Genomic DNA, 20,321 nt, shown 5'->3' on the forward strand with positions numbered 1-20,321 from the left:
TCAAGTTTAAAACTTGATAATTGGTGATAGGCTATTCATTTGGAACGGAGATCTTTAAGCCTTCCTCTGTCAGTTCCACTGAATAGGTTTCCAAAGCCGAGCATAAACCGAGCTGGACCTCTCCAGATTTCAAGTCAAAAGAATAACCGTGCAAAGAACACCTGATTATCCCGGCATCCAGATCTCCCTGTAACAAGGAAGCTCCACGATGCGGACAGGTACTTTGAAATGCGAAAAACTCATCCTTTTGCCTTACCAAGGCGATAATCTGACCGTCCAAATCAATCTGGTGAATGGTGTCTTCGGCAATCATTTGCTCCGCTTGACTTTTGGATGCCCCAATCAAGAAAACTTTCATTTCATTAAACTATGAATTTCAAAGGCGAAAACTCTCATTTATCAGGAAATCACGCCATCACATATATAAAGCATTGGTTTTCTGCCGAATCTTGTTGAATTTAATAGGTGAATAAAACCCGTTAAGTCCATGAAAGCAACTATACTTTTTTTTACAGCCTTAATATTCTTCAGTTGGGCAGAGGCTCAAAGCCTGCAAGGCGCTTGGAAACTTACCCATCAAGATGGTCAAGAAGTAAAGGATATTGAATACATCAAGATTTATCAAGATGATTATTTCGCATTTGGAGCTAAGCAGGTCGCTGACAATCACTTTATCAGTGCCGGTGGAGGCCCATTTACCTATAATGATGGTAATTATGTGGAGACTTTAGATTTCTTTACCCTAGATCCTTTTCAAGTTGGAACTTCAAATAAATACAAACTGGATTGGGTGAATGAGAAAATGGTGATTTCATCGGATATCAATGGGAAAATGCTCGTGGAAATCTGGGAAAAAGTGTCTGACACGGTAGACGATCTTACGGGAAACTGGGTGATAACAGGTAGAAAAAGAGGAGAAGAAATATCCAGATCAACTCCGGGAGCTAGAAGAACTGTGAAAATCCTTAGCGGGGGTAGATTTCAATGGATTGCTTTCAACTCTGAAACAAAAGAATTTTCCGGAACGGGGGGAGGCACTTACACTGCTAAGGATGGTAAATATGTGGAAAGCATCACTTTCTTTTCCCGGGATGATAGCCGGGTCGGTGCCAACTTAGACTTCAATTATGAGGTAATCGACGGAGAATGGCATCATAGCGGTCTAAGTTCCAAAGGCGACCCTATTTATGAGATATGGACTCCTTATGCTATTGGATATCAAGGCAAATAGGAATTTAAAATTCTAAAAGCTGAAATTAAAAAAAGGAGCCTTCTGAGCTCCTTTTTTATTATTTATTATGCTTCGACGGCGTAAAGTTCTTTCAACTTTCCGACTGTATAATCCACTTCCTCTATCGTATTAAATCGGCTGAACGAAAATCTAACCGCATCCCGTTCTGGTGTGTGATTGATTGCTCTTAGCACATGCGAACCAACTGTAGCTCCAGAACTACAAGCAGACCCTCCTGAAGCAGATACACCTTCCAAATCAAGATTAAAAAGCAACATACCACTGTTCGCTTCGGATGGAGGTAAGCTTACGCTGAGAACAGTGTATAAACTCTTATCCAAATCTCCTGAAAGTCCATTGAATTCTACTCCAGGAATTTCCTGAGTCAGGCTTTGGATAAAATGCTTTTTGATTGCTTCAACATGAACTTGATGTTCAGCCATATCTTCATAGGCAATCTCCAAAGCTTTTGCGATTCCGATAATTCCAATCACATTCTCCGTTCCACCACGCATATTTCTCTCCTGAGCTCCGCCGTGAATCAAAGGATGAATTTTCTTATCTTTTTTTACATAAAGAAATCCTGAACCTTTTGGCCCATGGAATTTATGTCCACCTGCGACTATGGAATCTACTGGAAGGGATTTTAAATCATGAACATAATGCCCCATAGTCTGCACTGTGTCAGAATGGAAAAACGCACCATACTCTTTGGCAAGAGAACCGATACGATTCAAGTCGTTCAGGTTTCCTATCTCATTGTTTGCATGCATCAGAGAAACCAGGCTTTTTGGATTTGCTTTCAGCAATTCTTCCAGCTGATTTATATCCAACTCACCTTTTTCATTTACATCTAAAATGCTAAGCTTGATATAGCCCTTTTTCTCACACATTTCTAAGGTGTGCAAAACAGCATGATGCTCTAGTGGAGAAGTGATCGCATGAGTGATTCCATGACTTTCGATCCCGCAAACAATCGCGGTATTATCAGCTTCGGTCCCTCCTGAAGTGAAGAAAATTTCTGCAGGAGTTACATTTAACAATTCAGCTACCTTCTTTCTCGATCTTTCTATTGCAGTCCTCACTTCTCTACCAAAACTATGGACAGAAGAAGGATTGCCATAATGATTTCTCATAAAAGGAAGCATGGCATCGATCACTCGATCGTCCATGGCAGTGGTGGCTGCATTGTCTAAATAAACTTTCATCGTACTCGTGTTGGGTTGTATATTCTTTACGGCGATTACCTGGAGGTATGCCAATAATCGTATTTCCTTTTGGTTGGCTCGACCGATGACCGGTGACCGAAGTAGCCTCAATGCTAGAGTTACCTTCTCACTTTGAATTTATATATTTTTAATTCTGTATAGCTTAAATCATGGAAGCGTTGACCACTTCTTTGATATCAGCAATAAGCTTTTTCGCTAAGTGCTCTGCGGTAGCTTCTGATTCAGATTCAGAGTAAATCCGTATAATCGGCTCTGTATTTGACTTCCGCAAATGTACCCATTCCTTTTCAAATTCGATTTTTACTCCGTCTATGTCGTTGATTGGATGGCTTTTATACTTCTTTTTGATCTCAAGCAAAATATTATCAACATCAATCTCTGGAGTGAGTTCGATTTTATTTTTTGAAATATGATAGCTTGGGTAAGTTGCTCTTAGTCTGGAAATGCTTTTTCCGAAATTAGCCAAGTGAGTCAAAAATAATCCGATTCCCACTAAAGCATCACGGCCATAATGAGAAGTAGGGTAGATAATACCACCATTTCCTTCACCGCCAATGATTGCATCTACCGCTTTCATTTGGTTGACAACATTCACTTCCCCTACTGCTGAAGCATTGTAAGTTCCTCCTCTTTTTCGGTGACATCACGTAGTGCCCGTGTAGAACTAAGGTTAGAAACAGTATTCCCTGGAGTCTTTGAAAGCACATAATCAGCAACTGCAACCAACGTATATTCTTCTCCAAAGGCTGATCCGTCCTCATTGATAAATGCCAAGCGATCTACATCTGGATCAACTACAATTCCTAAATCGAAACTTCCTCTTTCGAGCTTCTGAGAAATATCTCTTAAATTTTCAGGAAGTGGCTCTGGGTTGTGAGGAAAATGGCCATCTGGGGTACAGTACATTTCCTCTATTTCCGTGACTCCCAAAGCTCTCAAAAGCATAGGAACTGCAATTCCTCCTGTGGAATTCACCGCATCTACTACTACTTTGAAATTTCTGGCCTTGATCGCTTCTACATCTACTAGATCCAGATCCAACACATGCTGAATATGCCGCTCGATGTAATCATTGATTTGAGTATAGCTTCCAAGTTTTTTTACTTCCGCAAAAGAAAAATCCTCCTTATCAGCTTTCTCTAAAATGTCTTTTCCTTCTGCGTCTGATATGAATTCACCCTTCGCATTAAGAAGCTTTAGGGCATTCCACTGCACTGGGTTATGGCTTGCAGTTAGGATGATTCCTCCACCGGCTTTTTCCAAAGGAACTGCAAATTCGACAGTAGGCGTAGTACTCAATCCAAGATCGATCACATTGATTCCCATTCCTTGGAGCGTAGCCGAAACCAATCCAGAAACCATCTCACCGGAAAGACGTGCATCTCTACCGATAATCACCTTAGGATTATTTGTTTTTTCGAGTACCCAAGCTCCATATGCAGAAGCAAATTTGACTATATCTATGGGAGTAAGTCCATCGCCAGCCTTTCCGCCGATAGTACCTCTGATGCCAGAGATTGATTTAATTAGTGACACGTATGGTAATTTGATTTGATTAAAAACTAATAAATCCCGTCAGGCGACAGGATTAACTTTATTTGAATTTGGCCATGACCTTGTCCACTTCATTGTCGGGATTTCCACAAGAGGTATCACCATCCATGGTCTTTCCGCAAAATCCGCAGGTTGCTCCTTCTTTATTGAGAAAGGGACTTTGGGAGGCACAAGTGCCCTTGAATTCGCCGTTTTTGAGGAATATCAGCCTTACAGACATCATAATGAAGAATAAAGCAACGAAACCAAGGGTAAGAAATACGGTTGTCATAACGGATAAATTTGCGCAAATTTAAGGCTTTACTTCGAAAACGTCCACAAACCTAGCATAGTTTCCTCACCCATGACAAATTTGAGTACCCGAGCCGAGAAATTGGCAGCTTTTGATAGATTACTTACCATCATGGATGAACTCAGGGAACAATGTCCTTGGGATAAAAAACAAACGACAGAAAGTCTAAGACATTTGACAATCGAAGAAACTTTTGAGCTTTCTGATGCAATTCTCGAAGGAGATCCTGACGAGGTCAAAAAAGAATTGGGAGACATTCTCCTTCACATCGTCTTTTATGCGAGAATAGGTTCGGAAGAAGGCAACTTCGATATTACGTCAATGATAGATGCGCTATGCGAAAAGCTAATCCGTCGTCATCCGCATATCTATGGAGATACTAAAGCTGAAGACGAGGAAGCAGTGAAGCAAAACTGGGAAAAAATAAAACTCACTGAGAAAGGAAATAAATCCGTCCTTGGCGGTGTACCAAAATCCCTACCTGCGCTAATCAAAGCGATGCGGATTCAGGAAAAAGCTCGTGGTGTTGGGTTCGATTGGGAAGAAAAAAGCCAAGTTTGGGAGAAAGTTGAAGAGGAAATGCAAGAATTCAAGGAAGAATTCAATGTAGCAGATGATAAGAAAATAGATACCGAAAAAGCCAGCGGAGAATTTGGCGACTTACTCTTTTCTTTGATTAACTATGCACGATTTATTGACATAAATCCGGAAGAAGCTTTAGAACGAACAAATAAGAAATTCATCAAACGATTTCAATACCTGGAAGCTGCTGCAAAGGAATCTGGTAAAACCCTCAGCGAGATGACCTTGGCCGAGATGGATGTTTATTGGAATGAAGCGAAATTAAAGGCTTAAGGCAAATATTAAAAACCTAAAAGCTCGACATACCCACAAGATTATTTTGGACATAGTACCCAAATTTGAAAATTAAAGATAAATGGCAAATCACATAATCTTCACCAATGAGGCTCCAGCGCCAATTGGACCCTATTCTCAGGCAGTTTTAGCTGGCAATACGCTTTATGTTTCCGGACAGATCGCTTTGGATGCAGAGACTGGCGAATTGATCAATGAGAATATCACTGAGGAAACTCATGCAGTGATGAAAAACCTAGAGGCTGTACTTAGAGCGGCGAATTTCACTTTCAGCGATATCGTCAAATGCAGTATTTTTATCAAAAGCATGGATGAGTTTGGCACAATCAATGAAGCCTATAGTCAGTACTTTACATCAAATCCTCCCGCACGCGAAACTGTAGAAGTGAGTAAACTGCCCAAAAATGTAAATGTGGAAATTTCTTGTATAGCTGTTAAATAACCATTATTGAACCTTTTCCCCTACGATACTGAAACCTTAGTCAGCGCTCTTTCCAAAGAAGAGGTGCTAAGTCATTTGAATCGTGTGACAAGAGAAGTCAATTATTTGGATCCGAGAACTCAGGTCAAAGGAGATATTCTTTTCAATGGCTTGATCGGCCAAAAAGGATTCAGAATTTCAAAGGTTGTGGATAGAGCCGACACATTTCTGCCGTTGATTTTGGGGAAAATCGAAACAACTCCCCGGGGATGTATTCTGTTTATTAATTACAGATTATTTCCAGGAGCACTTTTTTTCATTGCTTTTTGGTCTGTCATTTTACTAGCCTTTACTGCATTTTATTGCTTTATGATTCCCAATTTTAGCTATGCCACCATTTGTTTGGGCTTGTGCATTATCAATTATGTAGTAGCGATGTATTTTTTTAATAGACAGGTGAAGGCCTCACGCAAAGTATTTCACCAGCTGATCAACTTCCAGATGAAGGATTAGCGCTTCTTTCTTAGGGAAAAATGGCTTTTGGACTTAATTTAGCGCCGCAAAAAAGATTCAATAAAACATACAATATGAGCATCCGCATAGAAAAAGACACCATGGGGCCTGTAGAGGTGCCTGCTGACAAATACTGGGGCGCACAAACCCAACGTTCAATCAACAATTTCAAAATCGGCGGTGAGAAAAACCGCATGCCAGTTGAAATCACTCATGCTTTTGCGATTTTGAAAAAAGCGGCGGCACAGACCAATGCCGAACTTGGAGTTTTAGATCAGGAAAAAGCTGATATCATCGGAAAAGTATGTGATGAGATTTTGGCAGGTCAGCACGATGATCAATTTCCTTTGGTAATCTGGCAAACTGGTTCAGGAACGCAGTCTAATATGAACTCTAACGAGGTAATTGCTTACCGTGCTCATGTACTGCTCGGAGGTTCTTTGGAAGATGCCAAAAAGAAAATCCACCCAAATGACGATGTAAACAAATCTCAATCTTCCAACGACACCTACCCTACTGCTATGCATATCGCTGCATACAAAATGGTAATGGAGACTACGATTCCTGGAGTTGAAAAACTTAGAGATACACTTGCTGAGAAAGCAGAAGCATTCAAGGATGTGGTGAAAATCGGGCGTACACACTTTATGGATGCCACACCGCTTACCTTGGGTCAAGAGTTCAGTGGTTATGTGGCACAGCTTAATCATGGCTTAAAAGCCTTGAGAAACACCCTTTCACATTTATCTGAATTAGCGCTAGGAGGAACCGCCGTAGGAACTGGTCTTAATACGCCAAAGGGATATTCCGAGTTAGTGGCTAAGAAAATTGCTGAACTTTCAGGACAGCCTTTTGTCACTGCTGAGAATAAATTTGAAGCGCTGGCTGCTCACGATGCAATGGTAGAAACTCATGGTGCATTGAAGCAATTGGCAGTTTCCCTGATGAAAATTGCCAATGATGTAAGAATGCTTTCCTCTGGTCCTAGATCTGGGATCGGTGAGATTTTGATCCCTGAAAATGAGCCAGGATCTTCCATCATGCCAGGCAAAGTAAACCCAACACAAGTTGAAGCCTTGACGATGGTAGCTGCTCAAGTGATGGGAAATGATGTAGCTATTTCTATAGGCGGATCAAACGGTCATTTTGAATTGAACGTATTCAAGCCATTAATCGCTTCTAATTTCCTTACTTCAGCTAGACTAATTGGTGATGCATGCGTGTCATTCAATGACCATTGTGCTGTTGGCATCGAGCCAAACACAGCTATGATCCAAAGACATTTGGAGAATTCATTGATGCTGGTGACTGCATTGAATCCACATATCGGATATGAAAACGCAGCAGCTATCGCTAAGAAAGCGCATAAGGAAGGTACAAGTTTAAGAGAAGCTGCGATTGCGCTTAACTTATTGACTTCTGAGCAGTTTGATGAGTGGGTGAAGCCTGAAGAAATGACGGGAAGTTTGAAATAAAAATCTTTGTAGTCTAAAATAAAAATGGTCCCTTCATAAGATGGGACCATTTTTTATGTAAGACCAAAAGTTAATTTCTATTCGTTTGGGGTCAATGGGTTTGATTTCCTAATCAATCCATCTGGCAACTCCCCTTCAGTACTTGCTACAATAGTACAAACTGTCGCATCCCCAGTGACATTCACTACTGTACGGAACATATCCAAAATTCGATCAGGAGCAATAATTAATGCAATACCAGCCGCAGGAACACCAATTGATTCCAGTACAATAATCAACATAATCAATCCAGCACCCGGAACACCAGCAGAACCGATTGAGGCAAGTGTTGCTGTCAAAACAATCATCAGTTGTTGCGTTAAACTCAATTCCATTCCCAAGGCCTGCGCAATGAATACCGCTGCAACACCTTGGTAAAGGCTAGTCCCATCCATATTCACGGTGGCTCCTAATGGAAGTACAAAACTCGATATCTCCTCAGAGACCCCTAATTCTTCCTCCACTTGTTTCATCGTAACAGGAAGCGTTGCAGAACTTGAACTTGTAGAGAATGCAAGCAATTGGGCTGGTCTGATTGCACGGAAAAAGTCTCTATATTTCACCTTAGTGAAGGCCATCAAAATAGCTGGATAAACCACCAAAATCATGGTAAATAACCCTCCCAATACTACCAAGCTATATTTCAATAAAGCCATTAATAACTGCACTGCAGAATCTGGGTTTTCACCAGCAATCTCCACGATTAAGGAAGCCATGAGTGCAAAAACTCCAAAAGGAGCAATCATCATGATAAAATTGACAATTTGAATAATTACATCATTCATCCCGTCAAAGAATGCGATAACTGGAGCAGCCTTGGCTTTTGGGATTTTCAGCAAAGCAATACCAACTAGAATTGCAAAAAACACCACTTGGAGCATCGCAGCGTTATCTGTAGTAGCACTAAAAACGTTATCCGGAACTATATCCACCAAGGGCTGTAAGGGACTTTGCTTCTGAAGCTCAGCTGCTTGACCCACACGTGAGCCAGCATCTCCTTCATACAAGCTCATAAGATTTTCCCGAGTCTCAGGAGGCAAACTTTTTCCTGGCTTAAAAACATTCACCATTACAAGACCAATAGTCACAGCAAGAACCGTAGTAACCAAGTAAGTCCCGATTGTTTTTCCGCCAATCCGACTCAATTTGGAAACATCGCCCAAATTAGAAACACCAACAATCAATGAAGCTAGTACCAAAGGCACTGCAATCATCTTTAACCCGTTAATGAAAATTGTCCCAAAAGGCTTAATGTAATCTATAGTAAAGGAATTGGGGATGGAAGTCTTGATTACTACTAAACCAAAAATCAACCCCAGAACAAGTCCGATGATTATTTGGGTATGTAAGGGTATCTTTTTAAGCATATATAAGGGTTTAGAAGTCTTCTAGTTTATTACTTTTTGACAACAAAATATAATCAGCTATGACCAAAGCGGCCATTGCTTCCACGATCGGTACAGCTCTAGGTACTACACAAGGATCATGGCGACCTTTTCCGGAAACTATTACTGAATCTCCGGCTTCATTTACAGAATCCTGATCCATCATGATCGTTGCGACAGGTTTGAATGCAACATTGAAATAGATATCCTCTCCATTGGAAATGCCACCTTGGATTCCGCCAGAATGATTGGTCAGGGTACGCACTTTATCGCCGTCCTGCACAAACGTATCGTTATGAGCTGATCCACGCATTTTCACACCTTCAAAACCGCTTCCATATTCGAAGCCTTTCACCGCATTGATACTGAGCATAGCTTTTCCAAGCTCGGCGTGCAATCGATCAAAAACAGGTTCTCCAATCCCTGCAGGTGTGTTCTTAATCACACAGGTCACGACTCCGCCAATGGTATCACGGTCTTTTCTGACTGTATCAATCAGCTCGATCATTTCCTCTGCCTTTTTTGGATCAGGGCACCTCAGAATGTTCTCTTCAGCTTTGCTAAGATCTAATTCAGTATAAGTTTTGTCCAGTTTCAACTCACCAACCTGTGATACAAATGCTTGCACACTGATCCCTTTAGTTTCCAAAAGTTGCTTAGCCAAAGCACCAGCCACTACACGGGCAGCTGTTTCTCTTGCTGAACTTCTTCCGCCGCCCCGATAATCCCGTAATCCGTATTTTTCGAAATAAGTGAAATCTGCATGGGAAGGGCGAAACTTATCTGAGATATGAGAATAATCCTTACTCTTTTGATCCGAATTATTGATCACTATCCCAATTGGAGTTCCTGTCGTTACTCCTTCAAAAACCCCGGATTTAATCTCAAACTCGTCCTCTTCCTTACGTTGTGTGGTGATTTTGGACTGTCCTGGCTTCCTGCGTTGCATCTCTGCAATAAGCTTAGCCTCATTTATTTTTAGTCCTGCTGGGCACCCTTCGATGATTACCCCCAAAGCTAAACCATGCGATTCACCATAAGTGGTGATCTTGAATAGCTTTCCAAATGAATTACCCATTATCTCTTTCTAATTATCAATACAGCCAATAAAGCCACCGAAATCAGTAGCAACACGTTGATTGCGATTGTAAAATAGTATTTATATTTCTCGTTTAAAAACCGATTGTCTTCAGTAGAAATGCGGTCGTAAAGCCCTCCTAATCTTTGAGAAGAAATCGCCTGATTTGCTTTACTTTCTCCTACTACTGTGATTTTTGCCTGCGGCCTAAGTGTATCATACACCGCACGATCGGGATCAAAATAAACCCATTCAAAATTCTTCGCAAGGTCTACTTCTCCTGCTTCGTTGATCGTGATGTAATAATTGAATTCTTTAATACCAGAAACCCGCCCGTACCCTCGGTTTATTTGCTGACGTACATTTGGGTCATAGGTATTCAAATTTGCCATCGGGATTCTCTTAGGAGCTGAGATCGCATTAATATTCCCAACGCCACTAACCCCAAAATTATAGTCAAATCCTTGTCCCGTCTCTACCTCTATATTTTTGATATTTTCTCTAAGTTGAAACTGCCCCACGCTCACTTCATTTTTAAGTGGATGTGGAGGAAGAGGCTTCACTTTTATAGTCTTTGGGTTCGAGTAAAAAGTCTTAAAATCCTCCTGTCTATTGGCTCCGAAGAAAGTGGGATTCTTGGCGATTTTATATTTGATCATTTCCCAAGGAATTCTCGGGATGACTAGTTCTCCTTCAGAAAATGGGAAAAATGTCGCCTCATATACCTTAAACTTTGTCCATCTTTTTCCATTGATGGTCACCTGCTCCCGATCGATATTACTAATGTTGAAATTTTCCTCCCATGCATTTGTAGGTTTTATTTTCTTCAAAATATCATCCAACTGTCTGCCGGCTTCATGAAAACTAAATGCGGCTTGATTTGCTTCAGACATATAAAAAGCCAAACTGATATTCACCCCTTCTCCCTGAAAAACCTCCTCTTTGTCTACAGTTACTGAAAAAAACGCATCATCTTCTACTTCTACATATTCAGGATCTTCCACAGCCGATCGTCCAAAGAAATCAGCAAATGGATCTAAAGCCTGATTTCTACCGCTATTAGAAGACGAAGCGTCTACGACAGTGATTTTTTTACCAGCGGAAGAATAGGCTTGTCCATTAATGGAAAGCTCAAAGGACGGTAAAGTAAAATCTCCTTTTCGGCTTGGCTTATAATATTGTATGATGCTGTTTGAACTGCTCATCTGACCATTGATGAGGTTCATCGAGGAAGACTGAGAGATTCCTTGTTTTTGGAAACTTGGGATCTCGGGAAATTGATCGTAAGACTTGATTTTCTCGTTGCTGAGCGTTACTTTGATAGTGAATGTTTCATTCAAGCCGATCTCAGCAGGTCCAAGCTCAATCTGTACATCTTGAGCCACAGCCAATCCAGAAATCAGGAAGAGGCCATATACGAAAATGAATCGGGCAAGCGTTTTAATCATGGTTGCGAAAATAGGGAATATTCTACTCTTTGATTTCTAAAATAACGCAACATATGGAGAAATGCCTCCGTATTGAAACTTAAAATCAGTTAAAACCTTAAACTCTTTAGACTATGATCGAATATGTGAAGACTATCTTACAAAAGGTCAGCTTTTCAAAATATTTGTTTGAACGTGAGCTGAGAAAAGGATTAAGATTAATTTCACCCACAGAAATTCAGGAATTCAAAGACTGGTGTTACCAGATGTTTGGTAAAATTCACCACGTGATTTTAAATAGATATTTCGAGCCAGCATATTAAATTTAAAGCCCCGACCAAATTGGACCGGGGCTTTTTCATTTATGGTAGTTGGTTGTCTTTAATTAATCTTTTGTCGCAAAATCCGGATACGCACGCATACTGTGTTCGTTGATATCCAAACCTTCCGTTTCTTCAGCTTCATCTACTCGGATTCCAATGGTCTTTTTCATTACGAAAAATATCACTCCAGCGAAAATCACACAGAACACTCCCACTGCAACCACTCCGATCAATTGAGAAACAAACTGACCTACGCCAGCAAGATCTCCGAAAATACCAACTGCTAAAGTACCCCAGATACCACCTACTAGGTGAACTGAAATTGCTCCAACTGGATCATCAACTTTGATTTTATCAAAGAAAACAACAGCCAGGACTATTAATCCACCGCCTACTAGACCAATGATGATCGAAGAATTCACACCCATCTGATCAGCACCTGCTGTGATCCCTACTAGACCAGCCAGAATACCGTTTAATACCATCGTGATATCATAGGTTTTAAACATCAAATAGGAAACGATCAATGCCCCAAAAGCACCAGCGGCAGCAGCCATAGAAGTAGTTACAAATACTTTGGAAACCAATCCAGGATCGGCGCTAAGCACGGATCCGCCATTGAAGCCAAACCATCCAAACCACAGCAAGAATACGCCTAGTGTAGCTAATGGGATATTATGACCAGGAATTGCTGTCATGCCTCTAGAAGTATATTTTCCAATTCTAGGACCTAAAAGTGCAGCTCCAATCAAGGCACCCCAGCCTCCTACAGAGTGGACAATCGTAGAACCTGCAAAATCATAGAACGGTGTTTCCAATGTATTAAGGAATCCTCCACCCCATTTCCACATTCCTACGATAGGATAACAAATCCCTACATATAAAAAGGAGAAAAAGATAAACGGACCTAGCTTCACACGCTCTGCTACGGCTCCAGATACGATAGTAGCAGCGGTGGCAGCAAACATGGCCTGGAAAATAAAATCTGTAAAGAAAGTACTAACCTGCGTTGTACTCACTAGTATCCCAGCCTTCTGGAAGGTTAAGACCAAAACCTGCAAATCCAAAGAAGGAACCTGCATATTCTGCACCTGGATACATTAAGTTGAAACCTACAAAGGCGTAAGTCAACAGGCCAATTGCAGGGATAATAGTGTTTTTGAATAGAATGTTAACGGTGTTTTTTGAGCGAGTCAAACCAGCTTCCAAGCTGGCAAAGCCCAAATGCATGAGGAATACCATGGTGGTGGCAATCATCATCCATAAGTTATTTACGGTAAATAATTCTTGCATTTGATAAAATAGGTTCGGTAGATAAATGAATTAAATTAAAGTGCCTGCTCGCCAGTATCTGTATTTCTAACACGATAGGCTTCCAATACGTCGTAGACGAAGATTTTTCCATCACCTACCTGCCCCGTCTTGCCTTCAGTAAGAATGCAGTTAATCACGGGTTCCACCAATTCTTCTACAGTGACTATTTCGATTTTAGTCCTAGGAATATATGCCGGCTCATAAGGCACTCCGCGGTACCATTACAAGCCTGGCATGCTCAGGCCCATCCCTTTCACCTCATAAAAGGTGAGAAACTTCACTCCGAGAGCAGCCACACAGGTGTGAATCTGGTCAAAACGTGAAGTCCTGATAATTGCTTCAATTTTTTTCATTTTTTCAATGGGTCTAATGGTTTTTTGAGATTATGGCATAAAACTAAACAGAAAATTAAAATAATTGATACCTAGGGTAAATTTTTAGCCATAGTTTAGATTTATCAGCTTATTTATTTGCATCAACAGTATTTTTTATACCTATTATAGAATTATAGGTTGCTATTTTGTGCGCATTGGGTGTTTTGTAAGCCACCTACTATTTTCAAAATTCATTAGTTCTCTTGTCGTCCTGACATAAAAACTTATTTTTGCCATCGATTTATTAAACCTACTATGAACCAAAAACCTACACTTTTATTATTGGCCGCAGGAATTGGAAGCCGATATGGCGGAAATAAGCAAATCGATGGATTTGGCCCTAACGGAGAAACTATTCTTGAATATTCCATTTTTGATGCTATCAGAGCTGGTTTCGGTAAGGTTGTCTTTATTGTGCGGGAAGAAATTCTAGAAGTGGCGAAAGAGAAATTTCTTCCAAAGCTTGAAGGCAAAATTGAAGTCGACTTTGTGATTCAGTCACTTGACAGCTTTGTGCCTGCAGAATTGAAGCAAGCGGATCGTAAAAAGCCATTCGGAACAGCACATGCTATGCTCTGTGCAAAAGATGTAATCAAAGAGCCTTTTGCGGTGATCAACGCAGATGATTTTTATGGAAAAGAAGCTTTTGATGCTATCGGCAAATTCTTAACAACTGAAGTCAAATCAGACCTACACGCAATGGTAGGCTATGCCATCCAGAATGTACTTTCGGACCATGGCACAGTTAGCCGAGGAGTATGTGAAACAAATGAAAAAGGCCACCTGATCGGAATGGTAGAAAGAACTTCTATCGCACGAGAGGATGGAAAAATCATTAGCAAAGGAGAAGGCGAAATTTTAGAAATCGCCGAAGGCACACCAGTAAGTATGAATTTCTGGGGCTTTCATCAAGATGTCTTTGCTGATGTAGAGAAAATGTGGAATGAATTCCTTCCAGCTAATCTTGAAAACCTGAAATCAGAATTCTACATCCCAACTGTTGCCAATAACCTGATTAAAGCAGATGAGGCTGCATTTGATATTTTGGAAGGTGGTAAGACTTGGTTTGGGGTCACTTATACAGAAGATAAGCCTGTAGTGATAGATTCACTGAAAAAACTACATAATGCTGGAGAATATCCGGCTGATCTATGGAAATAAGATAAGGAGCTTCGGCTCCTTTTTTCTATCACTCTATTTTTCCAATGACGCCATCTTTGATTGAGAAGAAAACCACATCTGAATCTAACTCGGATAAAATCTTCTTTGATCGCTCAGGTCTCGCATCGGTCAAAAATATCTGTCCAAAGGTGTGTTGCGAGATCAGCTGCATCATTTGAGCAATTCTCAGATCATCTAGCTTATCAAAAATATCGTCCAGCAATAGAATTGGCTTTTCACCCTCTCTTTCAAAAATCTGGAATTGCGCTAGCTTCAGTGCAATGATGTAAGACTTCTGCTGTCCTTGACTTCCAATCTTCCGAATGGGATGATCAACTATCATGAAGCCAAAATCATCTTTGTGAATTCCTGCATTACTGTTTTTGGTGATCAGGTCTTTTTTGCGAAGGCTTTTGAAATACTCTTCAAAGTCCGGGCGCAAAGCCTCAGTTTCATAAATCACACTGACCAGCTCCTGTCCTTGAGAAATCTCTGAATAGTGACTTTGTAATAAGGGAGCCATTTCTGTCAACAGCTCGATTTCTTCTAGCAGCTAGGACACCACTCAGTTCAATTAACTCAGAATCGTAATTATCCAAAAGTGTCAAATCACGTCTGCCAGTTTCGGCGAACTTCTTCAGCAATGCATTTCGCTGCTTCAAAAAATGATGGTATCGAATCAATTGATCGAGGTACGCATGATCAAGCTGGGAAATCAACCCATCAAAAAACTTTCTGCGTCCGTCGCTTCCACCTTTAATCAACTCCCGTGTCATCAGGAGCTATGAGGACCAAAGGAATCAGACCTACATGCTCCGAAGTTTTGGCAAGTGCCTTTCCATTCTGATAAATCTGCTTCTTTTTCCCCAATTCTACCGTGCATCTCACCTCCAGTTGCTTTTCTCCTACCAGTTCAAATTGCCCCTTGATCGCAAAGAAATCCTTCTCATGCTGAACATTCAGACTGTCGCTGGATTGCACGGCGCTTTTAGTCAAAGACAGATAGTGAATCCCATCCAGCACATTGGTTTTTCCACTTCCATTTAAGCCTACAAAGCAATTAATCTCGTTGGAAAATTGGAGTCGGGTCTTCTCAGTGACTTTTAAATTGTAAGAGTTCGAAGAGACTTCAGGTGCATGAGATTCGGGTAATTATTTCGAAAGGGAGCCTGTTATTTCAGGGCGGGATGAGTATATTTGGATCCTAAAATTAGCATATTTTCATCATTACGATATGGCAAAGAAAACTGCAGCGACTAAGTCTAAAGTAAAATATTCAAAAGAAACTTACACCTTTTGGTACGAGAGCATGCTCTTAATGAGGAGGTTCGAGGAGAAAGCTGGACAACTTTACGGTCAGCAAAAAATCAGAGGATTCTGTCATTTATATATCGGTCAGGAAGCATGTGCTTCTGGAGCTATTTCGGCTTTGACCCCAGACGACAAGTGGATCACAGCTTATCGTTGTCACGCTCACCCACTTGGATTGGGTACTGATCCAGGTGCTGTAATGGCTGAGCTTTTCGGTAAAGCAACGGGTACTACCAAAGGAAAAGGTGGTTCCATGCACATTTTCGATAAAGAGAAAAACTTTATGGGAGGTCACGGAATCGTAGGAGCACAAATTCCTATGGGGCTTGGAATGGGCTTCGCGGAAAAATATAAAGGCACCAAAAACCTAGCAATTTGCTACATGGGCGATGGTGCTGTACCGTCAAGGTGCTTTTCACGAAGCATTAAACTTGGCTATGCTTTTACAAGAACTTCCTGTGATTTTCGTTGCGGATTGAAAATAATGGCTACGCAATGGGTACTGCCGTAAAAAGATACCTTCGAACGTTGAAGATCTTTCTACCTTGGGAGAATCTTACGACATGCCATCATTTGCAGTGGATGGAATGAATGTAGAAGCAGTTCACGAAGCAGTAGCTGAAGCTGCTGATAGAGCAAGAAGAGGCGATGGACCAACTTTGCTTGAAATGATGGAACTTTACAGATACAAAGGACACTCGATGTTGCTGATCCTCAGAAATACAGAACCAAAGAAGGGGAAGTCAGAAGAATACAAGCAGCGTGATCCAGTAGAACAGGTACTTTCTACTATCAAAGAAAATAATATTCTTAGCGAGGAAGAGCTTGAGGAAATCGTAAAAGGCGTAAAACAAAAGGTAACGGACGCGGTGAAATTTGCTGAAGAATCCCCTTGGCCTGACGGACAGGATGCTTTCAAGGATGTTTACATCCAGGAAGACTATCCTTTTGTAATGGAATAAATCAATAATTACATAACCACTTAAAAGCCATGAAGACAGAAAGCTTTCATGGCTTTTTTATTGGGCTTTGTAGAAATTATAAAAACCGTATATTTGCGGCTGAAATTTGAGTAGCATGGCAACGAAACAAACTAAAAGAGTACACCCTGAACATCACAATGATCTTTTGGAAGATCCTTCCGAGATAGCAACAAGACTTGGCAGAGGTGAGGCTTTTTTAAAGCAGAATAGTAAGGTACTAGCTGGCGTATTGATCGCAGCAGTGGTTTTGAATCGGAGGGATTTTATTTTTCCAGATCAATAATCAGAACCAAAATGAGGAAGCACAAGGAGGAAATGTTCCAGGCTGTGTATTTCTACGAGCAAGACAGTGTTCAACTTGCCTTGGAAGGCGACGGAATCAATGCTGGGCTACTTGATATTGTAGAGGATTACCCAAGAACAGATGCAGCAAACCTTGCACATTTCTACATCGGGTCCATCTATCTTTCTGAGAGAAAATACGAAGAAGCAATCAATGAATTGGAGCAATTCTCCGCTGATGATTTCTTGGTGCAAGCAAAAGCTTATTCACTTATCGGTGATGCAAACATGGAGCTTGGCAATACAGAAGCGGCTATTTCTAATTACAAAAAAGCGGCTGACTATGATGAAAACAAGTATTTCACTCCTAAGTATTTGACCAAGCTTGCTATCGCACAGGAAGCTGCAGGTAATGTATCTGAAGCAATTGCAGCCTCTACTGAGATCGAAGAAAAGTATTTCGAATCTTTCGAATTTTATCGCCTGCACGAAAACATAAAGCTCAGCTTCAGAAGGTCTTGCCGCTAAGTAATGCTTTTTCTATAGCATACTAGAAGAGTAAGGCCCTGCGGTCTTACTCTTTTTTTGTTTAAACCAATTTCAAAATTACCATTTGCCAAAATATGGAAAGCATCAGGCTCTAAAATCTAGGCTCTTGGTTCTCAATTCTTGATACTTGATACTTGAAACTTAAAATCCTGATTCTTGGCTCTTGGTTTTCAGTTCTCGATACTTTAATAAAAAACTTTAAAAGCAATCTCATATGGCAACTTCTCTTAAAAGCCTTAGTGCGCATTCATCCAAAAACGTTCAGGACATTAGCGACAAAACATTTGGAATCATCGTATCCGAATGGAATGAAGACGTGACAGAAGCGCTCTATTCTGGTGCTTACCAGACCCTTATTGAAAATGGAGCAAAGAAAGAAAATATCATTCGAAAGAATGTCCCTGGTTCATTTGAGCTTACTCTTGCTGCTCAATGGCTAGCTCAGGAAGAAAGCATTGATGCAGTAATCTGTCTCGGATGCGTAATCCAAGGTGAGACTAAGCACTTTGATTTTATCTGTGACGCGGTTGCTCATGGTATTACCAATGTGTCCTTGAAATATAATAAACCAGTGATTTTTGGAGTATTGACCCCTAATACTCAGCAGCAAGCAATGGATCGTGCCGGGGGAAAACATGGTAACAGAGGCGACGAAGCAGCTATCACCGCTGTTAAAATGCTTGGATTCTAAGACAAAAACCTACTAACCTTTTACAAGCGTATGAAAATCATGAAATTTGGTGGCACCTCTGTGGGGCCGTGCCAGAAGCGCATACACAGGTAAAAGGCCTGATCACCCGTGGTGATGAATCAAAAATCGTAGTTCTTTCTGCTCTTTCCGGCACAACCAATTCGTTGGTTAGCATTGGAGAGGCTCTGGCTTCAGCTGATAAAGTGCTGGCTAAATCAAGGATCGATGAGCTTCATGCACATTACAATGACTTTTATCCAAAACTGGTAAAGACAGAAGTAGCAAGAGAAAAGGCTCAGGAAATCATCAAGGAGCATTTTGAGTTTTTGAATATCCTTTTGAGAATCTCTTTTAATGAGGCAATCAATCGCGACATTCTAGCACAAGGCGAATTGCTTTCTACGAAGCTATTTCATACCCTTTTGGAAGAACTGGAAATTCCTGCTGTTTTCCTTTCTGCACTTGACTTCATGAGTATTGATGAAAATGCAGAGCCGGAACTTCAAAAAATCTCAGATCGATTGAAGGTAATACTTGCCCAGCATCCAGATGACACAATCTTCATCACTCAGGGTTTTATATGCAAAAACCACCTGAATGAGGTGGATAACCTGAAGCGTGGCGGATCGGATTACACTGCTTCTTTGGTTGCTGCCGCAATTCAAGCTACAGCCTGCGAGATCTGGACGGATATCGACGGTATGCATAATAACGATCCTAGGATTGTTGATAAAACGCGCCCAATCGCTGAAATGTCCTTCGACGAAGCTGCCGAGCTTGCTTATTTTGGAGCCAAAATTTTTCATCCGGCATCTATCTGGCCTGCGCAGCAATTTAACGTACCGGTGAAATTGCTCAACACCATGCAACCGGAAGCTCACGGAACATTGATCAAAGCTGAAGTGGATTCGGTTGGTGTAAAAGCTATCGCAGCCAAAGACGGTATCACAGCTATCAAAATTAAATCCAGCCGAATGCTTTTGGCTTATGGTTTCCTGAGAAAGGTATTTGAGATTTTTGAAAAATATAAAACTCCAATCGATATGATCACTACATCTGAAGTGGCAGTATCGGTAACTATTGACGATTTAAGTCACTTGGACCATATTTTAGAAGAACTGGGTACATTTTGTAGCGTGGAGGTTGATAGAGACCAGACTATCATCTGTATCGTGGGCAATATGGTTTCGGAAAGCAAAGGCGCTATCCAATCCGTAATTGATTCGCTGATAGAATATCCTGTTAGAATGGTATCCTTTGGTGGTAGCCGCCATAACGTTTCAGTTTTGGTAGACTCAAAATTCAAAAAAGAAGCACTTCAAAGTCTCAATCAAGACTTATTTACTTGGTAAAAATGATAGCCGGCCTAGCGCCGGCTATTTTATTTAGACTGATTCTTATTACTTTTGGGTAATGTCAGCGGAAAACGATAAACCAGGCTTTCTTCAGCGCCTTCAATCTAAATGGAAATTGGATAGCCTGCTTCAGGTCGTGTTGGTTTTGGTTGTTTTTGCCTGCACCGGATTCACCATACTTTTTATCAAGAATCCAATTCTTGACTTCTTTGGCGTAGAAAAAGGAGGTTTAGTCAACACACTTTTATATCTCTTATTGGTACTTCCACTTTATCAGATATTTCTACTGATTTATGGCTTTATTTTCGGCCAGTTTAAATTCTTCTGGGAAAAAGAGAAGCAGATTTTCAGAAGAATAGGTGGATTGTTTTCTAAGCGGAAATAACTTTTTACCGCATAACTCACGGAGAATTTCGCAGAGGGCGATTTTTATAGTTTGTTAAAGGCGATAAGCCAAT

At 40.9% G+C, this 20,321-nt stretch carries 22 protein-coding genes and 4 pseudogenes; 14 read left to right on the forward strand and 12 right to left on the reverse strand.

The genetic code is table 11. The features are described 5' to 3' along the window. Nucleotides 1–31: 31 nt before the first annotated feature. Nucleotides 32–358, reverse strand: a complete 327-nt coding sequence (locus AC0L6R_RS15010; RefSeq protein WP_473271929.1) for a Rieske (2Fe-2S) protein — start codon at nt 356–358, stop codon at nt 32–34. A 129-nt stretch (nt 359–487) separates the two neighbouring features. Between AC0L6R_RS15010 and AC0L6R_RS15015 the strand changes: the two genes are divergently transcribed. Further along, nucleotides 488–1,231, forward strand: a complete 744-nt coding sequence (locus AC0L6R_RS15015; RefSeq protein ID WP_473271930.1) for a hypothetical protein — start codon at nt 488–490, stop codon at nt 1,229–1,231. Nucleotides 1,232–1,296: 65 nt separating this feature from the next. Here the strand turns inward: AC0L6R_RS15015 and AC0L6R_RS15020 are convergent, their stop codons facing one another. From AC0L6R_RS15020 to AC0L6R_RS15030, 3 genes and pseudogenes are all read right to left on the reverse strand, one after another. Continuing rightward, nucleotides 1,297–2,439, reverse strand: a complete 1,143-nt coding sequence (locus AC0L6R_RS15020) for a cysteine desulfurase family protein (RefSeq protein WP_473271931.1) — start codon at nt 2,437–2,439, stop codon at nt 1,297–1,299. A gap of 163 nt (nt 2,440–2,602) precedes the next feature. Beyond that, nucleotides 2,603–3,996: pseudogene (glmM, locus tag AC0L6R_RS15025) on the reverse strand (phosphoglucosamine mutase). A 58-nt stretch (nt 3,997–4,054) separates the two neighbouring features. After that, nucleotides 4,055–4,285: a hypothetical protein gene (locus tag AC0L6R_RS15030; RefSeq protein ID WP_111609983.1), complete on the reverse strand. Its 231-nt coding sequence runs from the start codon at nt 4,283–4,285 to the stop codon at nt 4,055–4,057. A 72-nt stretch (nt 4,286–4,357) separates the two neighbouring features. On the opposite strand from AC0L6R_RS15030, the gene mazG reads away from it, so the two are divergent. The 4 genes from mazG to fumC all read left to right on the forward strand — a co-directional run bounded on the left by mazG (nt 4,358) and on the right by fumC (nt 7,591). Next, entirely contained in the window at nt 4,358–5,161 is an 804-nt protein-coding gene (gene mazG, locus AC0L6R_RS15035; protein WP_473271932.1) for a nucleoside triphosphate pyrophosphohydrolase, read from the forward strand. Between the two features lie 82 nt (nt 5,162–5,243). After that, the gene (locus AC0L6R_RS15040; protein WP_283412262.1) at nt 5,244–5,624 is read left to right on the forward strand and encodes a RidA family protein; all 381 of its coding nucleotides are present in this window, start codon (nt 5,244–5,246) and stop codon (nt 5,622–5,624) included. Between the two features lie 6 nt (nt 5,625–5,630). Further along, the gene (locus AC0L6R_RS15045; protein WP_283412261.1) at nt 5,631–6,116 is read left to right on the forward strand and encodes a hypothetical protein; all 486 of its coding nucleotides are present in this window, start codon (nt 5,631–5,633) and stop codon (nt 6,114–6,116) included. Nucleotides 6,117–6,190: 74 nt separating this feature from the next. Then, nucleotides 6,191–7,591 (forward strand): class II fumarate hydratase, encoded by a 1,401-nt coding sequence (gene fumC / locus AC0L6R_RS15050; RefSeq protein ID WP_339866680.1) that lies wholly within the window; start codon nt 6,191–6,193, stop codon nt 7,589–7,591. A gap of 77 nt (nt 7,592–7,668) precedes the next feature. On the opposite strand, the gene AC0L6R_RS15055 is transcribed toward fumC, so the two are convergent. Genes AC0L6R_RS15055 through AC0L6R_RS15065 form a run of 3 tightly spaced genes read right to left on the reverse strand, consistent with a single transcriptional unit; the run spans nt 7,669 to nt 11,541 of the window. Beyond that, on the reverse strand, nt 7,669–8,997 hold the full coding sequence (locus AC0L6R_RS15055; protein ID WP_283412259.1) for a dicarboxylate/amino acid:cation symporter: 1,329 nt from the start codon (nt 8,995–8,997) through the stop codon (nt 7,669–7,671). Nucleotides 8,998–9,007: 10 nt separating this feature from the next. Further along, nucleotides 9,008–10,093 (reverse strand): chorismate synthase, encoded by a 1,086-nt coding sequence (gene aroC, locus AC0L6R_RS15060; protein ID WP_283412258.1) that lies wholly within the window; start codon nt 10,091–10,093, stop codon nt 9,008–9,010. Then, nucleotides 10,093–11,541 (reverse strand): BatD family protein, encoded by a 1,449-nt coding sequence (locus AC0L6R_RS15065; RefSeq protein ID WP_473271933.1) that lies wholly within the window; start codon nt 11,539–11,541, stop codon nt 10,093–10,095. Before AC0L6R_RS15065 ends, aroC begins: the two co-directional genes overlap by 1 nt. A gap of 113 nt (nt 11,542–11,654) precedes the next feature. On the opposite strand from AC0L6R_RS15065, the gene AC0L6R_RS15070 reads away from it, so the two are divergent. Then, complete coding sequence (locus AC0L6R_RS15070) at nt 11,655–11,843, forward strand: hypothetical protein (protein WP_283412256.1); 189 nt, start codon at nt 11,655–11,657, stop codon at nt 11,841–11,843. Nucleotides 11,844–11,905: 62 nt separating this feature from the next. On the opposite strand, the pseudogene AC0L6R_RS15075 reads toward AC0L6R_RS15070, so the two are convergent. Continuing rightward, nucleotides 11,906–13,136 (reverse strand): annotated as a pseudogene (locus AC0L6R_RS15075) (ammonium transporter). Nucleotides 13,137–13,171: 35 nt separating this feature from the next. Beyond that, nucleotides 13,172–13,510, reverse strand: a pseudogene (locus AC0L6R_RS15080) (P-II family nitrogen regulator). Nucleotides 13,511–13,786: 276 nt separating this feature from the next. Here AC0L6R_RS15080 and AC0L6R_RS15085 point away from each other — a divergent pair. Continuing rightward, a complete protein-coding gene (locus AC0L6R_RS15085) occupies nt 13,787–14,692 on the forward strand; it encodes a sugar phosphate nucleotidyltransferase (protein WP_283412253.1) in 906 nt (301 codons plus the stop codon). Between the two features lie 28 nt (nt 14,693–14,720). Here AC0L6R_RS15085 and AC0L6R_RS15090 read toward each other — a convergent pair whose 3' ends face one another. The 3 genes from AC0L6R_RS15090 to AC0L6R_RS15100 are packed head-to-tail and all read right to left on the reverse strand — an operon-like array spanning nt 14,721 to nt 15,757. After that, nucleotides 14,721–15,215, reverse strand: a complete 495-nt coding sequence (locus AC0L6R_RS15090; protein ID WP_473271934.1) for a DNA replication/repair protein RecF — start codon at nt 15,213–15,215, stop codon at nt 14,721–14,723. Next, nucleotides 15,145–15,468, reverse strand: a complete 324-nt coding sequence (locus AC0L6R_RS15095; protein ID WP_473271935.1) for a hypothetical protein — start codon at nt 15,466–15,468, stop codon at nt 15,145–15,147. Before AC0L6R_RS15095 ends, AC0L6R_RS15090 begins: the two co-directional genes overlap by 71 nt. Next, nucleotides 15,449–15,757: an AAA family ATPase gene (locus AC0L6R_RS15100; RefSeq protein WP_473271995.1), complete on the reverse strand. Its 309-nt coding sequence runs from the start codon at nt 15,755–15,757 to the stop codon at nt 15,449–15,451. Before AC0L6R_RS15100 ends, AC0L6R_RS15095 begins: the two co-directional genes overlap by 20 nt. 169 nt (nt 15,758–15,926) lie before the next feature. Between AC0L6R_RS15100 and AC0L6R_RS15105 the strand changes: the two genes are divergently transcribed. The 7 genes and pseudogenes from AC0L6R_RS15105 to AC0L6R_RS15135 all read left to right on the forward strand — a co-directional run bounded on the left by AC0L6R_RS15105 (nt 15,927) and on the right by AC0L6R_RS15135 (nt 20,248). Then, nucleotides 15,927–16,514, forward strand: coding sequence for a thiamine pyrophosphate-dependent enzyme (locus AC0L6R_RS15105; protein ID WP_473271936.1), 588 nt, complete (start codon nt 15,927–15,929; stop codon nt 16,512–16,514). A gap of 34 nt (nt 16,515–16,548) precedes the next feature. Next, nucleotides 16,549–16,965, forward strand: a complete 417-nt coding sequence (locus AC0L6R_RS15110) for a thiamine pyrophosphate-dependent enzyme (protein WP_473271937.1) — start codon at nt 16,549–16,551, stop codon at nt 16,963–16,965. Between the two features lie 115 nt (nt 16,966–17,080). Continuing rightward, entirely contained in the window at nt 17,081–17,269 is a 189-nt protein-coding gene (locus AC0L6R_RS15115) for a hypothetical protein (protein ID WP_473271938.1), read from the forward strand. Nucleotides 17,270–17,280: 11 nt separating this feature from the next. Beyond that, nucleotides 17,281–17,796, forward strand: coding sequence for a tetratricopeptide repeat protein (locus AC0L6R_RS15120; RefSeq protein ID WP_473271939.1), 516 nt, complete (start codon nt 17,281–17,283; stop codon nt 17,794–17,796). A 235-nt stretch (nt 17,797–18,031) separates the two neighbouring features. After that, the gene (gene ribH / locus AC0L6R_RS15125) at nt 18,032–18,508 is read left to right on the forward strand and encodes a 6,7-dimethyl-8-ribityllumazine synthase (protein ID WP_473271940.1); all 477 of its coding nucleotides are present in this window, start codon (nt 18,032–18,034) and stop codon (nt 18,506–18,508) included. 30 nt (nt 18,509–18,538) lie between these two features. Continuing rightward, a pseudogene (locus AC0L6R_RS15130) lies at nt 18,539–19,860 on the forward strand (aspartate kinase). A gap of 61 nt (nt 19,861–19,921) precedes the next feature. Then, the gene (locus AC0L6R_RS15135; RefSeq protein ID WP_473271941.1) at nt 19,922–20,248 is read left to right on the forward strand and encodes a DUF6787 family protein; all 327 of its coding nucleotides are present in this window, start codon (nt 19,922–19,924) and stop codon (nt 20,246–20,248) included. Nucleotides 20,249–20,321: the final 73 nt, after the last annotated feature.

It is taken from the genome of Algoriphagus sp. 10J20-15, from assembly GCF_055809615.1.

Coding starts and splice junctions, on each gene's coding strand:
- AC0L6R_RS15090 (WP_473271934.1), bottom strand. CDS start 15,215: ATGGCTCCCTTATTACAAAGTCACTATTCAGAGATTTCTCAAGGACAG.
- AC0L6R_RS15030 (WP_111609983.1), bottom strand. CDS start 4,285: ATGACAACCGTATTTCTTACCCTTGGTTTCGTTGCTTTATTCTTCATT.
- AC0L6R_RS15115 (WP_473271938.1), top strand. CDS start 17,081: ATGGCAACGAAACAAACTAAAAGAGTACACCCTGAACATCACAATGAT.
- AC0L6R_RS15015 (WP_473271930.1), top strand. CDS start 488: ATGAAAGCAACTATACTTTTTTTTACAGCCTTAATATTCTTCAGTTGG.
- AC0L6R_RS15020 (WP_473271931.1), bottom strand. CDS start 2,439: ATGAAAGTTTATTTAGACAATGCAGCCACCACTGCCATGGACGATCGA.
- mazG (WP_473271932.1), top strand. CDS start 4,358: ATGACAAATTTGAGTACCCGAGCCGAGAAATTGGCAGCTTTTGATAGA.
- AC0L6R_RS15095 (WP_473271935.1), bottom strand. CDS start 15,468: ATGACACGGGAGTTGATTAAAGGTGGAAGCGACGGACGCAGAAAGTTT.
- AC0L6R_RS15120 (WP_473271939.1), top strand. CDS start 17,281: ATGAGGAAGCACAAGGAGGAAATGTTCCAGGCTGTGTATTTCTACGAG.
- AC0L6R_RS15085 (WP_283412253.1), top strand. CDS start 13,787: ATGAACCAAAAACCTACACTTTTATTATTGGCCGCAGGAATTGGAAGC.
- AC0L6R_RS15040 (WP_283412262.1), top strand. CDS start 5,244: ATGGCAAATCACATAATCTTCACCAATGAGGCTCCAGCGCCAATTGGA.
- fumC (WP_339866680.1), top strand. CDS start 6,191: ATGAGCATCCGCATAGAAAAAGACACCATGGGGCCTGTAGAGGTGCCT.
- AC0L6R_RS15135 (WP_473271941.1), top strand. CDS start 19,922: ATGTCAGCGGAAAACGATAAACCAGGCTTTCTTCAGCGCCTTCAATCT.
- aroC (WP_283412258.1), bottom strand. CDS start 10,093: ATGGGTAATTCATTTGGAAAGCTATTCAAGATCACCACTTATGGTGAA.
- AC0L6R_RS15055 (WP_283412259.1), bottom strand. CDS start 8,997: ATGCTTAAAAAGATACCCTTACATACCCAAATAATCATCGGACTTGTT.
- AC0L6R_RS15070 (WP_283412256.1), top strand. CDS start 11,655: ATGATCGAATATGTGAAGACTATCTTACAAAAGGTCAGCTTTTCAAAA.
- AC0L6R_RS15065 (WP_473271933.1), bottom strand. CDS start 11,541: ATGATTAAAACGCTTGCCCGATTCATTTTCGTATATGGCCTCTTCCTG.
- ribH (WP_473271940.1), top strand. CDS start 18,032: ATGGCAACTTCTCTTAAAAGCCTTAGTGCGCATTCATCCAAAAACGTT.
- AC0L6R_RS15105 (WP_473271936.1), top strand. CDS start 15,927: ATGGCAAAGAAAACTGCAGCGACTAAGTCTAAAGTAAAATATTCAAAA.
- AC0L6R_RS15010 (WP_473271929.1), bottom strand. CDS start 358: ATGAAAGTTTTCTTGATTGGGGCATCCAAAAGTCAAGCGGAGCAAATG.